The sequence below is a fragment of the Bowmanella denitrificans genome (assembly GCF_002887595.1).
In the GTDB taxonomy this organism is placed as follows: domain Bacteria; phylum Pseudomonadota; class Gammaproteobacteria; order Enterobacterales; family Alteromonadaceae; genus Bowmanella; species Bowmanella denitrificans.
The window spans coordinates 294,303-309,825 of record NZ_PEBU01000003.1 but is presented as its reverse complement, the minus strand read 5'-3'; the positions used below and the strand labels follow the sequence as shown (position 1 = coordinate 309,825).

The 15,523-nt window shown below is 47.7% G+C and carries 11 protein-coding genes; all 11 read left to right on the top strand.

Annotation, left to right across the window (positions count from 1 at the left end; all coding sequences use genetic code 11):
- The first annotated feature begins 2 nt into the window (after positions 1–2).
- Positions 3–1,598 carry a glycoside hydrolase family 3 protein gene (locus tag CSR04_RS08165; protein ID WP_102795779.1) on the top strand — a complete coding sequence of 532 codons (1,596 nt, stop codon included), beginning with the start codon at positions 3–5 and terminating at the stop codon, positions 1,596–1,598.
- Between the two features lie 112 nt (positions 1,599–1,710).
- Positions 1,711–4,314 carry a TonB-dependent receptor gene (locus CSR04_RS08160; RefSeq protein ID WP_102795778.1) on the top strand — a complete coding sequence of 868 codons (2,604 nt, stop codon included), beginning with the start codon at positions 1,711–1,713 and terminating at the stop codon, positions 4,312–4,314.
- A gap of 326 nt (positions 4,315–4,640) precedes the next feature.
- Entirely contained in the window at positions 4,641–4,877 is a 237-nt protein-coding gene (locus CSR04_RS24705) for a hypothetical protein (protein ID WP_146027128.1), read from the top strand.
- Positions 4,878–5,085: 208 nt separating this feature from the next.
- A complete protein-coding gene (locus tag CSR04_RS08155; RefSeq protein ID WP_102795777.1) occupies positions 5,086–7,269 on the top strand; it encodes a carbohydrate-binding protein in 2,184 nt (727 codons plus the stop codon).
- Between the two features lie 1,018 nt (positions 7,270–8,287).
- Positions 8,288–9,289 (top strand): phytanoyl-CoA dioxygenase family protein, encoded by a 1,002-nt coding sequence (locus CSR04_RS08150; protein WP_102795776.1) that lies wholly within the window; start codon positions 8,288–8,290, stop codon positions 9,287–9,289.
- Positions 9,289–10,584 carry a DUF6271 family protein gene (locus CSR04_RS08145; RefSeq protein WP_102795775.1) on the top strand — a complete coding sequence of 432 codons (1,296 nt, stop codon included), beginning with the start codon at positions 9,289–9,291 and terminating at the stop codon, positions 10,582–10,584. Before CSR04_RS08150 ends, CSR04_RS08145 begins: the two co-directional genes overlap by 1 nt.
- 9 nt (positions 10,585–10,593) lie before the next feature.
- Positions 10,594–11,883, top strand: coding sequence for a type III PLP-dependent enzyme (locus tag CSR04_RS08140; RefSeq protein WP_102795774.1), 1,290 nt, complete (start codon positions 10,594–10,596; stop codon positions 11,881–11,883).
- Complete coding sequence (locus CSR04_RS08135; protein WP_102795773.1) at positions 11,883–12,434, top strand: GNAT family N-acetyltransferase; 552 nt, start codon at positions 11,883–11,885, stop codon at positions 12,432–12,434. The genes CSR04_RS08140 and CSR04_RS08135 overlap by 1 nt, the downstream gene beginning before the upstream one ends.
- The gene (locus tag CSR04_RS08130) at positions 12,431–13,300 is read left to right on the top strand and encodes a glycosyltransferase (RefSeq protein ID WP_102795772.1); all 870 of its coding nucleotides are present in this window, start codon (positions 12,431–12,433) and stop codon (positions 13,298–13,300) included. Before CSR04_RS08135 ends, CSR04_RS08130 begins: the two co-directional genes overlap by 4 nt.
- A gap of 14 nt (positions 13,301–13,314) precedes the next feature.
- A complete protein-coding gene (locus CSR04_RS08125) occupies positions 13,315–14,181 on the top strand; it encodes a glycosyltransferase (protein ID WP_102795771.1) in 867 nt (288 codons plus the stop codon).
- A 17-nt stretch (positions 14,182–14,198) separates the two neighbouring features.
- Positions 14,199–15,494 (top strand): MATE family efflux transporter, encoded by a 1,296-nt coding sequence (locus tag CSR04_RS08120; protein ID WP_102795770.1) that lies wholly within the window; start codon positions 14,199–14,201, stop codon positions 15,492–15,494.
- Positions 15,495–15,523: the final 29 nt, after the last annotated feature.

Here is a 15,523-nt window from a genome sequence, read left to right as displayed (position 1 = left end):
GGATGCAGAGGAATATCAGGCAATTATTGGATGCCATGAGTCTGGAAGAGAAGGTTGGACAATTGTTTGTGCTGGCCTTTGCCGGACGGGATTTGGATTACGCCAGCTATCTGGTACGTGAACGCCATATTGGTGGCTTCTACCTGACCGATGACAATGCGGCCACCCCAGAGCAGGCTAAACAGCTGGCAACCCAGTTACAACATCAGGCCAGCCTGCGTCCTTGTGATGCGCCATTACTGTTGGCGGTGGATCAGGAAGGGGCCTGGGGTATCTTAACCAAATATTTGGATCTGGGGCCGGGTAACCTGGCGCTGGGTAAGGCTGACGATGAAAAGCTGACGTCAGAGGTATATCAGATGTTTGCCCGGCAAATCGGCGCTCTGGGTTATAACTGTATTCTTGGCCCGTGTGCCGATGTAAATACCAACCCGGACAATCCGATTATCGGCCAGCGCAGTTTTGGTGAACAGCCGCAAGCGGTAGCCAGACAGGTTTGCGCCGCGGTAGAGGGGCTGCATCAGGGCGGATTACTGGCCTGTGCCAAACATTTCCCCGGTCATGGTGACACCGCCGAAGACAGTCATCAAACCCTGCCAGTGGTGGATAAATCAGAGGCTGAACTGCTGGAGCAGGATCTGATGCCGTTCCAGGCCGCCGTTAACGCCGGGGTGGATCTGGTGATGACTAGCCATATTCGCTTTCCGCAACTGGACAGTGACTTACCCGCGACCTTATCCAAACCCATTCTGACTGAACTACTAAAGCAGCAAATGGGGTTTGGCGGCATTATTATCACCGACAGTATGAATATGTGGGCGATGCGGCGTCAGTATGACCCCGTTGGGGCTGCTTTAATGGCCCTGGAGGCCGGCGCACATTTGGTGATGCTGTCGGAAGAACATTATGAAAATCAAAGCACCGACTACAAGGCTATTCAAAAAGCCACGCTGGACGGAGTGATTGATGCGGTGCGACAAGGAAGAGTAAGTGAGTCTTTGCTGGACAGCCGGCTGGGTGAGGTACTCACTATGCGTTATCAGAAGCTGCAACGACCATCCAGTCCCCTGATTCAAACTCAGGATGGGAAACTGTCGGTGCAGGCAGCACGACAAGCGATACGGCGCCTCAGGGAGAATAAGCCCATGCCCGATTTAACCACGCCCTGTTATTTTATCCCGTTGGCAGACCCTGCCAATCAGGAGCGCCTGGTTAACAGTCGCGGCATTGGTCCCAATGATCCCAGGGCTGCCAGCAGCGAGCTGCTCAAATCGTTGCACGGCAAGCTACCTGAACTCATTGCGGTGGAATTTCCCCAGTTGCAGGCCTTCTTAACCGCACCTGATCAGCGTTTTGCTGATAAACCCATTCTTGCCGTGTGGGAAGATTACCCTTTGCCAGGGGAAGACTTCGACCCCGCGCAAGGACAAAGGCTGACGCAGCTGTTACAGCAATATCCGGATAATCTGCATTTGCTGCTGCTCGGACCTGACTACCCGCTTCAGCATTTTTCAAACGTGCAAAGTTGTATCTGCACCTACTCCAGCCGCTGGGTGTCAGCCCAGGCCCTGGCTGAGTTTTTACTAACCCATCATTAACTTTCTTAACAAATAGTTGACATTAGTCTAAATGATGGATAAATAATAAGTAAAACCAAAAGACATATTGTCGTTTACACCAGATAGCAATTAAAACGAGAGGATAGGGAATATGAACAGATCACTTAGCCGCCTGACACTAGCCATCCTGGCCGGTTGCTGTGCTTTACCCGTTACCGCCCAGGAAAGCGCCGCCACTGGCGCCCAGGCGGCTGATAAAACCGAAGTTATCCAGGTCCGTGGCATTCGTGGCAGCCTGACCCAGGCGCTGGCCACTAAGCGTATGTCAGATTCTGTTTTAGACAGCGTTTCTGCTGAAGATATCGGTGACTTCCCTGATAAGAACATTGGTGATGCGTTGCAGCGTATTCCCGGTGTGACAGTAAATAGAGGTTATGGTGAAGTCGAAGGGGTTAACATCCGAGGAACATCACCCCAGCAAAGTATTGTGTTGCTGAATGGACAAAATGTAGCCAGCGTTGGTTGGTTCGATTTGGGGGGATTTAAAAGAAGCTTTAACTTTGAGCTGGTTTCTTCCGAGCAGATTGCTGGCATGGATGTATACAAATCCACTGATGCAGAGGTAAATGAGGGTGCAATGGGTGGCACAATCAACCTCAAAACTCGCAGACCTCTTGATATGCAATCAAACACTATATTTGGCTCAATAGAAGGAAGTCACAATGCCAATAGTGATGGTTGGGAACCAAGTGTATCAGGGTTGTACAGTTGGAAAGGTGAAGACGAAAAATTTGGTGTACTTGCCGCTTACTCCGTGGAGCAGCAGGATATCGTCAGGGAAACCTTAAGTACATTTAGTAACCCGATGCAATGGAATTTCCCTGGAGATGATTATGATAGTGACACTGTTGTCAAAGACACCGACGGAAACTTGTTGACGGTTCCGATAGGTTTCGCGTCTATTCATTTTAATGAAGAAAGAAAACGGGAAAGTGGTCAGCTTACTTTGCAATATCAAGCCACAGACGACCTGCTGTTTACCCTTGACTACAATCGATTTGTCTTAGCAAATCCACATCTAAACACGGCACTGTTTGCATTTTTCCATCACAACGCGGTAGTGGAAGCGGACTCGGTTGTTACCAATTCTCAAGGTGTAGCGGTTGCGGGTAAGGTGGTTGCTGGCCGTCAGGATTCTTCCCGCCTTCCAATGTTTAGTAATCCAGTAATTCGCGACCCAGAAATGAAGTCAGATATATTAAATCTGACTTTTGAATACGAAGCTGAAAGTTGGGCTTTGGATGGTGTTATCGGACGCTCAAATGCTGAATCAAGAGGAATGCAGTCAAGTACTTGGTGGGGAAACCAAGACGATAAAAGTAAGACTGGATTTTCATATGATATTTCAGGTCCTTTGATTTTGACTCCAACAGATCCTGATTATGTAACGGACCATAGCCAACAACAGTTATATTCGGAGTTTTCTTACCTAAACAACGTTAGAGATAATGAAATAAAATATTATCAACTAGATCATACGTATCATCTTGAATTAGGTATATTCACCTCATTACAAAGTGGCATTAAATATCAAGATCAATTCTTCTCAGCTGCTCAACATACGTACGATGCAGGCTTGCTGGCTAAGGGCATGGCAGATGGGCTTAAATTGTCCGATTTCAATGGTGGGCATGTTACAGGGTTAAATGGTAAAGAAGGTCGTCCGGGAACTGTTTCTGGTTTTGCGCTTTTAAACGACTCTATTTGGGGCTATGCAGAAGCTAACAAAGGGGCTCTCAATATTGTCAAGCAGTTCCGCGTAGAGGAAGAGATAACATCAGCATACTTGAAAGCAAACTTCGAAGGTGAAACTTATCGGGGGAATTTCGGGCTTCGTTATGTAAGTAATGATGTGACATCACTTGGAACATCTAATGGAACACCAAATGGCACCCCTTTGAAAGGAGAGAAAAGCTATAATGAATTGTTGCCTAGCTTTAATTTAGTCAAAGATTTAAGTGATGATTTGTTAGTTAGGTTTGCTGCCTCATCTACCTTGTCAAGACCTGATTATGATCAAATGCAAATGCTTTCCGATATCGCAGAGTTTCAACAAAAAGCTACGGTAGGCTCTCCTGATATAGATCCATATACTTCAAATCAGTTTGATGTTGGTGTGGAGTGGTATTTTGACCAAACATCAATTCTCAGCGCAACTGCATTTTTTAAAGATATTAGCGACTACATTGAGCAAACGACTGAAGTCGAAGACATTGACGGATGTAGTGCATGTCGTGTGACTCGATTCCGTAATGCTGGCTCTTCAGAAGTAAAAGGAATAGAGCTGAATTATCAGCAAGATTTCGGAAACGGCTTCGGTGTTCAGGCAAATTATACCTATACCGATAGCACTTTGGAGCAAGCGTCAGGTGTTTCTATTCCAATGTATGAAGTTTCAAAGAACTCGTATAATTTAGCAGCTTATTATGAGAACGAAATTCTCAGTGCAAGAGTTGCTTTTAATTCACGTGATGAGTGGTCATTTAATTATAATGGGGTTTTAGCGGTTGCAGATGACTATCAGCAAGTAGATGCGTCAATTGTATGGCATGTAAATGACAGAGTGGACTTGTCACTGGAAGGTATTAACCTTTTGAATGAAGCTAGAATTGGACGACTACCCGAATTTGGAACAACTCATAGCGTGGATGAATTTGGTGCAAGATACTTCATCAGCGCTACATACAAAATGTAAGAAGGGAAAGCGCAGTCGTTAATGGTTGCGCTTTTTAATTTAATAAGGAACTTTGAATATGATTAATCGCAAGAAATTATCTCTAATTTTCTCACTTGCTATAGTTAGCTTTCCTACCATAGCAGATGTTTTTGTTGGGTGGGGAGGTACAAGAGACTATGCGTTAAGGGATCTGCAGTCAAAAACTACTGCTACATTAGTTAACGTCCGCTGCCAAATTATTTTAGAAATTCCTTCGCCTGGCAGTGGTACAGTTTGGCGGTGTGAAGGTGAGAGTCTTTAGAAAAGATATTATATTTTTTAATTTTTGTTTTTTGGTGATGAAAATGAAAGAATGCAATAAGTTATTAACTGTTTTCTTGGTTTCCTTTTCAATAATATCCTTCGGTTCTATGGCCGGAGAATGGAAAGATATACAAGCAGCTGGTGTAGGAGAAGCACAAGCAAGATCCGTCTACTATTCGATGATTTCTGGCAGTGTCCAACATGTAGGTCCTATTTGCCGTGCTGATGGTATGTTTCCATGGCTTTGGTACTGCAACGGTAGAGCATATTTTAACTAACTCTTATATTTTTTAGTATTTTATTTTCAAATAACTCACCCGGAAGAGTAAAAAATTAAATGGAATTACCCATTTTAGTTTCAATAAATTCGCAATGGTCAGATGGTAGTTTCTGGCCTGAATAAACCGGGTGAGTTCCCACCCAGAATAACAATAATGAGATGCAGTAGTTGTCGGTCTCATACCATCATTAACTAGAGGATCGGATATGAAATTGAGATTGTCCTTGCTGGCCGCCTGTTGTGCAGCGTCCGTCAGCGCTCAAGCCGCCAATGGTGGGGTACAGGATTTCCTGGATGCCCTGCGTAACTTTGAATCTGGCATTAACCCCAATCTGGCGGATTTCTATCTGCAGAATCTGAATAACCCTGTGTATACCTACGCACAGGTATCAGCACCAGGCAAAATGGTTCGTGATTGTGCCACCGGCAGCATGATTCCTGAGCCTACTACCATCAGTGAGTTTTTTACGAAGTTGGGGGTAGATGGCTACTACAATTCTCAAACTCCTTATGATGCGCAGATGTACCGCAATATGCAGTACAACTCGCTCAATGCCTGGGGTTTTGTCGGCTATCAACTGGGTGAGGCGCTGCTGATTGATACTGGCTATTACAGCCCGGTAACTAAGGTCGTCAACGGTGTTGAATACGACAGCTTCTATATCTTTGTAGATGACAGCAACTGGATTGGTTGTAAAACCGAAGCCCTGGTAGAAGTAGTAGGCTCCGGCGGCAATAAAGTGGTGGCGACTTCCTTGAACAACTGGGAAGGCACCTTTATTGGTAAGAACGGTATCAACTCCTTTGCCGATCTGCGTATTCCGGAGAAGCAGGAACTAGTGATGCGTGACGCCATGCGTTTTAACTACAACGTGATGACGCAGTTACTGGAAGATGCCAATATGACCTGGGCACAGGCCCTGGCCAAGAGCTGGCCGGATACCGACGAAAACGGCAATCCTATTCAGGTTCAGGCCACTATGTCTGGTTTGCTGGCTGCCGCTCACTTACGTGGTGCCTGGGGCACTGGTGCTCTGCTGACACAAGACCAGATCACCTGTGACGAGCTGGGCACTTGTATCACCAAGTACGTACATAAATTTGGTGGTTACAACACCTTGTTTGATACGCCGGCTACTGAGACCATTGAAGGTTCCAGCTATGACGAAACCCTGTCTGCTGGCTGGGGCGACGATACCGTGATTACCGGCGGTGGCGTAGACACCATTCTGCTTAATGAACAATCCAACTCTGCGGTGACTGTCAACGATTTCACTGTTGGGGAAGATTTAATCGTTCTGCGTGACTGGGCTGACCCAGCACCACTGTCCAATCTGGTGGTATCTGATACTGCTGATGGTGCACTGTTGTCTTTCTCCTCACAGTCAGTATTGATTAAAGGTGCGACGGCAGCTCAGATCAACGCAAACCCCTCAGCCGTGATTGTACAGTCCAAGGTCTTTACTATGGCCTGGAGTGGTACTCAGGTTGCCAATAACTTCAACCCTGCGGTAGATAAAATCCGCGGCACTGCCGGTATCGGTTTTAAACATCTGAAAGCCTATGAAAGCAATGGCTCGCTGTTTGTTGGCGTACAAGCCGCCGACGGTGGTATTTACAGCTATGTCGAAATGCCCGGATTGGGCCTGAATGACTTGCATGTAGGCATGTTTGACAATATGACCGGCAGCTTCGACCGTCTGGGTTATGTTGTTTCCCTTGGCTGGCAAACCTGGGGTTGGAATATGGTGGTCACCGTTGACACCTTCTTCCCGGATAAAACCGAAATCAGCTTGGGTGTATTCCAATACAGCTTCAGCCAGTTACAGCTGAGCCAAAATGGCGCAGATACCGTGCTGTCATTAACTCCTGCCGCTGCTGGTGGTAATAACAAGCAACTGGTCCTGAAAAATACCCTGGTGTCGGATTTAAGCGCCGCTAACTTCACCGGTGTATCGGGTAACTTCAGCGATATCACCATCGATAATCCGGTGTTCTTTGATATCAGCGCCAGCGTCTCTGGTGGTAACGGCAGCATTAGTCCTGCCCCCGTTGGTGGCGTGATTACCGCCCAGGGCAATCAGGACTTTACCGTTACCTTTTTACCGGATAGCGGTTACACGGTAGATACCCTGGTGGTAGACGGCGTGTCCGTGGCAGCAGCATCAAGCTATACCTTTAGTAATCTGAATGCGGCGCACAGTCTGGTGGTGAGCTTTAAGGTCGGTGATACCGGGCCAACCTGCCCGGCACCCTGGGATGCAGGTGCGGTATATACAGGTGGTATGCAGGCAACTTACAACGGCACCATCTATGAAGCCAAATGGTGGTCGCAAAACAACCTGCCAACAGCGGGTGATCCTTGGAAAGTCATTGGCCCCTGCTCCTGATAAAACGCTGATTTTATCGTCTGTCAGGTTCTGATAATTCGCGGGCTGGTAATCAAACGGCCCGCGACATCAACCAACAGACCAGGATGTCCGAGCAACATTGTTGTGAGTTCAGGCACCTGGGATTCAATATAAACCGTTAAGTACAAAGCCGGTAAGGACTAGCCCTCTCGTTTTTACCGGTTTTTTTATTCTTCTTTCTAAGTTATTTATTCGGCTGCATTTAAGAAACCATCATATTTATCCATGTAAGATATTTCAGTCTTCACTTAGGTCATAAATTTGTCATCATAAGATGGACGGTATTCTTTGCAATGCATTGCCATATATTTTGTTAATGTTACTTGCAATGTTTCTGCGTTATTGAATTTGTCTCAATCCTTAAATCTAAGCCTATATGACCTGATTAAGGGGTTTGTTAACTACTGTTACTTTTGTAAGTATGGAAATTGGGTTAAAACCTGGCGCTTGAGTAAGATGCTATTTTTTAATTTATTACCCCCCTCTTTTGCTCTGATTTTTGAATTTTTTATTCTATCGTAAATACCTATATTTCAACCTTTTTGTATAAATTTTGTTAACCATTTCTTTAATGATTTGTAAATTGTAACATATTGAAATCAATGCATTTATCTCTTGAATGACAGCGTTGTCAATATTACTATCAGTGCATCTTGATAGAGGTTTGTCTGAGTTTGTATGCAAATGGAGTTTGTGTTTTATCTCGATTTTTTGAGTTTGATGTATCGCAAGAAACTCAGGTGTATGGCATAAGGCGATATGTCTTGCTGTTTCATATTAACGCATTGCCATATTTATCTTATTTGCCGCCTGTAAAAATATTTTTGCTTGTCTTGCTGGTGTTTTGTGTTGACGCTAATTAAGCGACCTTATTTAGATTGATGTGTCTTTTGTAATTAGCTGTTTTTTAAAGGTGTATTTAAAAGTTTTGTAAAGTGGTTTTCGATGGCATTGGATGTCATATCACACGGATTTAATAAGCAACAAGGTGTACTTTATGAGTGATAAGACCAATAAGGATTTCGTCAGTCTTGATGGAGAAAGTTATTACGTAAAAAATCCATTAAGTAAGATGGAAAAAGCGTTGCCATTAAGAACTTTGTCTGAGGAAGATTTCAGACACTGGCAGGATTATGGCTATGTCATCGTTAAAAATGCTATTGCCAGGGAAAAGGCACTAACGCTATTCGACACGGCTTGTGATTTTCAGCAACTAAACAAGTCTGATCCCGCAACCTGGTACCCACCAAAGCAGTTCAAAACAGAGCTGGAAGAGCATTTATACATCTATGGTTTTGTTGAGATGTACCAACACCAGTTGCAATGGGATATCCGCCAAAGTGAGCGGGTATACAACGCTTTCGTGGATATTTGGGATACCGAAGCCCTTTGGGTCACCCTGGATCGCGTTAACCTCAATCCACCCAATATAGGCAACCGTTCACGGGCGAGAATTCCTGCCACCGACAAAGGCTTTGATATTCACCTGCACTGGGATGTGAATACCAAACACCAGCTCTTGCCACAAAGGGTGCAGGGCATTATCGCGCTAAATGACAGTGACGACAGTACCGGCGGTTTCCAGTGTTGTCCGGCACTATTTAAAGACTACGACAATTGGCTGTTAAGCCAACCAGACGACCGGGACCCTGTGCGCCCCGATATCCGCGAAGCTGGTTACCCCATTGTGCAGCCCAGGCTGGAAGCGGGGGATATGCTGATCTTCAACGGCTGGCTGGCGCACGGGGTGAAACAGAACAGCTCAGAAAATGGCATCCGCAGTGTGTTTTATCTGTCAATGATGCCGGCGCTTAATGACAACGCGCGCTTAACCGCATCACGGGTGGATTCATGGCGCAACCTAAGTACACCTTGTTGGAACAAAACTCTGATTGGGGATCAGGACCGTCATGAAAGCCTGCGCTATGGCCCCGCAGAATTAACCCCGTTGGGGGAAAAGCTGCTGGGGTTAATGTCATGGCAAGAAGGAGAGCAATAATGCGCAGGATCTGTCTGGCTTTACCCACCAATCGCCAGTGTATGGCGACCATCGAGCTGCTTTATAAAGAAGCCTGTTATGCGGCATCAAATTTTGATGTGCAGGTCTGTTTGTTGATCATCGATACCTCAGAACCACAGGCACTGGAAAAAAACGCCACAGCTGTCAGCCATTTGCCGGTGTCCCCCAATATAGAAGTGGTGCATCTGGATGAATCACAGCAGCGGCAATTTCTACACACACTGTGCCAGCGAGCTGGGTACGAATCTGAACGCTTGCTGGAGCTGATGCTGCCAAAAGGCGTGTCTTATGGTGCCTGCACCAACCGGGCCTTTTTGTTTGCCGCTGCACTGAATTGCCAAACGGTGCACCGCCGCGATTCAGACTGCCACTATCAGGTATTACACGGCGATATCGTTTTTCCGATTCATCAGGAATTGCTGAGTTTAGGGCACATGGCAAGTACCATTAGCGATACCAGTATCACCCGTGATCTCACCGAAAGTCAGACGTCGCAAGCTGTGGCGATGGTTGCGGCTTCCTTTATTGGTGAAATGTCGGTGGATATTGGTGAAATGCAGCAATTATCTGCTGATATCTATTTTGATGTGGTGAAACTCTGGGCCAAAAAGGGCGCAACCCAAGCCGAACAGCTTGAACTGGTTGAAGAGTCCTTTAAAGGTGCTGGCACCGAAGTCTTTAGCGGTGACCGTGCCACCCTGGGCCGTGCCGACCCTATGCGGGTGGATATGTGCAATATCAGCTTTTTTGGCGTACAGGAAGTGGTGCCATTGCCACCGGCAAAGGACACCATTGGCTCGGATTATTTTCTAATTCATTTGGTTTATCACGCTGAACTGCCTGCCGTGGTGCATAACCGCCATATCGACAACTTCTATACGCCTGAACGCAGAACCGACCTGGGTTTTGCCAATTACCAGCGGCGCTTTATCAAATTTATGCTGTCTATGCCTTATTTTCACCGGGCCTACCAGCTAATGGCAGCAGCCGGTCCTGGTGCACTGCTTGACAAACAGCAGCGCATCAATAGTGCCGAGGTCTGCCACATTATCGAAAGCACCTTAAATATTGATACTGACCATAGTCATCAGGTGTTTGACGACATTATCAGAAATTACCGATTACTGGGCGGGCGCTACCAAAGTGTCGCCAACCAATTGGTTAACGAGAAGAACAGCCTTATCGAGCGGGCCAAGCTGGATATGCAAGATTACCTGTTTTTATCCAGGAACTGGATGCAACTCATTAATTTATCTAAAGAATTAGGATTATAGGTGAAGAACATGCTGCCATATACGCTTTCGCAAGACGCTGATGTACATTGTGCGGATGATGAAATCATCTTTGACCTGGACGGGATCCAGCGCCAGTTCTGCAGACTGCAAAAAGAGATCCCCGAACTGGATATTCGCTTTGCAATTAAATCCTGCCCGGTGAATGAAGTGCTACAAACCCTGGTGAGCGCCGGGGCCGGATTTGATGCGGCCAGTATTGCTGAAATCAAACAAGCCCTTGCCATTGGCGGGGTTATCCAGCGAATTCACTACGGCAATACCATTAAATCCGATAAGCAGATTGCCGAGGCGCACCAACTGGGAGTCAGAGATTTTGCCGCTGACAGCCGCGATGAAATTCTGGCCATTGCCAGATTTGCACCAGGCAGCCGGGTGTTCTGCCGGTTGGCCACCGACGGCAAAGGGGCAGTATATGGCTTAAGCCGCAAGTTTGGCAGTTCGGTATCCGCCTTGGTCGAGAATCTGTTGCTGGCCAGGGAGTTGGGCCTGGTACCTGCTGGTATTTCTGTCCATATTGGTTCGCAGCAAATGTCAGATGCGGCCTGGACCGCGCTGTTTGAACGGCTTGCTAAGGTAGGGCAGGAGTTACAGCGCCTGGGGATTCGGCTGGAATATATCAATCTTGGTGGTGGCTTGCCTGCCCGAGGATACAGCACTAAAGCCGGTGAACCCTTGCGGCCGGATCTTGAAGCCATTCTTCTGGCGATTCGCAACGGCATGCAGAATCTACAGCAGCAACTAAAGCAGAATCTGCGCTTTATCCTTGAGCCAGGACGTTTTCTGGTGGCGGACTTTGGTGTGATCCGTGCACACGTTTTGCGCCTGTCGCAACGGGTTCAGCCGGAGGGCAGGGAACAGCACTGGCTATTTTTAAGCTGTGGTCGTTTTAATGGCCTGTACGAAACCGATGCACTGCGTTATCAGATGATCTTTCCTGGTCATGACAGCACCGATACGGTGGGTTGCATTGTGGCCGGTCCCACCTGCGACAGCGACGACGTGTTTAATGACGAGAACAACCTGATCAGTGTACCTCGCAGCTTAAAATCCGGTGACGAAGTGTGGCTTTTGTCCTGCGGCGCTTATTCAACCAGCTATACCACGGTAGGTTTTAACGGTTTTAAACCCCTTAAGCGTAGCTTTATCCGGGATACAGGCACGCAGCTGGCTGAACAGACGGTGCTGGTGGATAGCGCCCGACATATGCAGGAGCTGGCCCGCTGGAGCAGCTTAACCAACATAGCGTCCGAAAAGCGCAGCCAGGCAGGTAACGCCTGATGACACACTATGCCAAGTTAACGTCACCCGATAGCCAGATGAGTGAACAGTCAGCCGCCGGGCTGGCCTTCAGAAAACTGCAGGGCAGAGACTGGCCACGGATTATGCAGGTTCAGCAACTTACCTATCCCGATGCTCTGCTGGAAAGTCAACCGGCTTTACAGGCCAAACAGGCTGTCTCGCCGGATACCTGCTTTGTGGTGGATGTGCAGGGGCAGGTGGAAGGTTATCTGCTGGCCTTACCCTATCAATTGGGTAAATCACCGTCTTTGAATGATGACAGGGATATGGCGGCCATCTTCGATAACTTGCATATCCATGATTTCTGCCTGAGTCCTGCCTGTCGTGGGCAGGGTATGGGCAGACGTATTATTCAGGGCTTGTTGTCATCTCCAGTACTGAACCGATTCAGAACCGCTTCGGTGGTCAGTGTGATGAACAGCCGCTATTTCTGGGAAAGTTTTGGCTTTTCTGATTATTGCAACCCTTGTACGCCCAATCTGTCCTCTTATGGGCAGGAGGCCAGTTATTTGTCTTTGGACTTGTCATGAATATTTCAGTGGTTATTCCTACATACAACCGCCAGACCTTGTTGCAACACACGCTGGAGTCCCTTTGCCGGCAAACATTGGACAAAGAGGCATTTGAAGTCATTGTGGTGGACGATGGCGGTACGGATCAATCTGCAGCGCTTTGCCAGTCATTCGAACACAGGCTGAACATCCGTTATTTTTGGCAAACGGATGCGGGATTCAGACCCGCCAAAGCCAGAAACGTTGGTATTGTGGCGGCGGAGGGCGAGGTGATCCTGATGCTGGACTCCGGGATTATCCTTAGCCAACAGGGCCTGGCAAGACATGTGCAGCGCCATCAATCTGCTGAGCTGAATAAAGTGGTGATTGGCTATGTGTATGGCTTTAAGGCTGATCAGCAGGCGCTGACTACTGTGATCGAGTCTGTCAGCAGCGAGGATGTTGATGCGTCTGTTCAGGTTATGCAGCAAGCCGGGCTATTTGACAGTCGCCAATGGCAATACGATGAACTGGGTAAGAATCTGGCCATGTGGCCAGCGCCTTTCGACATTTTCTGGACAGCCCATGTATCAGCGAAACGCAGTGAACTGATCCGCGCCGGCTTGTTTGATGAAAGCTTTACCTCCTGGGGTGGTGAAGACGTGGACCTGGGTATTCGTTTGTTTCACAACAACAATAAGTACGAGCTGGCGGACGATATCTGTGCTATCCACTGGCCGCATTTCGAGCAGTCCGGCAGTAGTGAGACTGAGAATGAGGCGGCTATCAATGCGGTGATCAAGATCAATCAGAAGTATCAATCCTGGCAGACCAGTTATTATATGAAAACACTGGGTGAACCGCTGTATTCATTGAATAAAGTTGTCCGGGTGCTGGGAAAATAAGGAAGCCTTGTAGTATGAAAATCAGTGTTGTCATTCCTACTTATAACCGTAGTGACTTGTTAAACAAAACCCTGACGTCGTTGGTCAGCCAGACCCTGGACAAGTCATTGTATGAAGTGGTTGTGGTAGACGATGGTGGGGTGGATGACTCCCGCGCTGTTTGCGAACAGTTTCAAGCGCAAATAAACGTCCGATATTTATGGCAACAAGACCTGGGTTTCCGGGCGGGTAAAGCCCGTAATCTGGGCATCACCTACGCAGAGGGCAAGTATATTGTGCTGCTGGATTGCGGCATTGTGCTGTCGCCATCCGGGCTGGCCCTGCACCTGGAACGGCACGAAGCGGACGAGTATGCCAAAGTCATTATTGGCTATGTATATGGTTTCGGTGCAACAGGCAGCGATGCCGAGCTACTGAAACAATGCATTAATGCCGACGACGTGGAAAAAGCCATTCTGCTTGCCAAAGAAAAAGGTCTGTATGACATTCGCCAAAGCCAATATGACGATCTGGGCGACAACATTTCGGCATGGCCAGCGCCTTTTGATATTTTCTGGACCGCCCATGTGTCGGCTGAGCGTCAGGCACTGATTCGTGCTGGCCTGTTTGATGAAGGCTTTAACAGCTGGGGCGGGGAGGATGTTGAACTGGGGATCCGGCTGTTTAAACACAACAACAAGTTTGAACTGGACAAGGACATTTGCTCTATTCACTGGCCACATCAGGTAGACGACGCCGAGCTTGATGACAAGGTCAGGCAGGCCGGGGTCGCGCGGCTTAAAATCAAAGCCATGCACAATCTGTGGCAAACATCTTTCTATGACCGGGAACTGGGAGATGCCATTTATTCGCTGAATCGGGTGATTCGGGCATTTGCCTGAGAGTAAGGGGCTAACGCATGTTTACCAGAACCCTGCTTTTTATGGCGATACCTATCGCCATACAAACCTTGTTGTTCTCGTCCAAATCCTTTGTCGACACGCTGCTGCTGGCCGAAGTCAGCATGGAGGCGGTGTCGGCCACCGGCATTATCGGTCGGGTGATGCTGGTGGCCATTATTACATTGCTTGGTGTTTCTACCGGCGGTGGTTATGTGGCGGCACAATGTGCCCAGGATACCGGCAAGTTAAACTCTGCCACCCTGACGACCTTTGTTATCAGCTTAGCCCTTTGCGCCCTGATTGTTTTTGGCCTGCTGCTATTTGACTGCGCGGTGATAGCAATGTTTAGCCAAAGCGCTGTGGTTCAGCAACAGGCCGGGCTTTATCTGGACATTGTGCTGTGGAGCCTGCCACTTTTGTGTTTTTCATCGGTGGCGGCTAGCTACTTGCGCATTGCCGGTTACTCAAACTGGGTGTCGGGCATTATCAGCCTGGGCGTGCTGATTAATCTGGCGGTCAGTGCCGTGCTGATTTATGACTATGGTCTGGGTATTGAAGGTGCGGCCTATGGCACTTTGGTCGGCGGAGTATTTGAAATACTGGCCTTAGGCGTATTCTTGCTGATTAAAGGCATTAATCCGTGTCGTTCAGTGTTTTTCAGTCGCACGCAATTTGCCCTGATCCGCGAGCAAATTGTTACCGCTACCTCATCTGGCTTAGTGTGGTCGTTAGGGGCCTTTCTGTTTTATTCGTTTTTAGGCCGAAGCAGCCCACAGGCCTTGCACGCTATCAGCATCATTATTCCCATCGAAAGCCTGTTGTTGTCGCTGACCATGGGCATTGCCACTGCATCCAGCATTTTGATTGGCAAGGCCATACCGCATGAGCCCAGAACGCATATTAACAGCAAGTCTGTTAGTGCCATCCTGCTGTGTATCGGCTGTGTCAGCCTGATTGTTTTGCTGTTCAGCTTGTTCAGGGACAGCGTTGTTGGCTATTTCAACCCGGAGCACAACTCACAGGTGTTGAATGATTTTGTCACCCTGATGCTGATCGGCGTGGTGATTAAGTCGTTATCCATTCAAACCATGAACGGTGTGATCCGCAGCGGCGGTGATGGTCAGTTCTGTATGAAACTGGATATTGTGATGCAGTGGCTGATTATCATTCCCAGCAGTTTTGTGATGCTGAAGCTGGGCTACAGTGCCTTACATATCTATATGCTGGTGTTAGTGGAGGAAGCGGTAAAGGCCGTTGTCTCGCTCTATCGCTTTAAAAGCGGCAAATGGTGCCGCAATCTCAGCCTGGCCTGATTTTTACAATAACCCGCTCAACCGAGCAT

Excerpts from the sequence above, each read along its gene's own strand:
- CSR04_RS24705 (WP_146027128.1), top strand. The coding sequence starts at position 4,641 with ATGAAAGAATGCAATAAGTTATTAACTGTTTTCTTGGTTTCCTTTTCA.
- CSR04_RS08130 (WP_102795772.1), top strand. The coding sequence starts at position 12,431 with ATGAATATTTCAGTGGTTATTCCTACATACAACCGCCAGACCTTGTTG.
- CSR04_RS08165 (WP_102795779.1), top strand. The coding sequence starts at position 3 with ATGCAGAGGAATATCAGGCAATTATTGGATGCCATGAGTCTGGAAGAG.
- CSR04_RS08135 (WP_102795773.1), top strand. The coding sequence starts at position 11,883 with ATGACACACTATGCCAAGTTAACGTCACCCGATAGCCAGATGAGTGAA.
- CSR04_RS08160 (WP_102795778.1), top strand. The coding sequence starts at position 1,711 with ATGAACAGATCACTTAGCCGCCTGACACTAGCCATCCTGGCCGGTTGC.
- CSR04_RS08155 (WP_102795777.1), top strand. The coding sequence starts at position 5,086 with ATGAAATTGAGATTGTCCTTGCTGGCCGCCTGTTGTGCAGCGTCCGTC.
- CSR04_RS08125 (WP_102795771.1), top strand. The coding sequence starts at position 13,315 with ATGAAAATCAGTGTTGTCATTCCTACTTATAACCGTAGTGACTTGTTA.
- CSR04_RS08145 (WP_102795775.1), top strand. The coding sequence starts at position 9,289 with ATGCGCAGGATCTGTCTGGCTTTACCCACCAATCGCCAGTGTATGGCG.
- CSR04_RS08140 (WP_102795774.1), top strand. The coding sequence starts at position 10,594 with ATGCTGCCATATACGCTTTCGCAAGACGCTGATGTACATTGTGCGGAT.
- CSR04_RS08120 (WP_102795770.1), top strand. The coding sequence starts at position 14,199 with ATGTTTACCAGAACCCTGCTTTTTATGGCGATACCTATCGCCATACAA.
- CSR04_RS08150 (WP_102795776.1), top strand. The coding sequence starts at position 8,288 with ATGAGTGATAAGACCAATAAGGATTTCGTCAGTCTTGATGGAGAAAGT.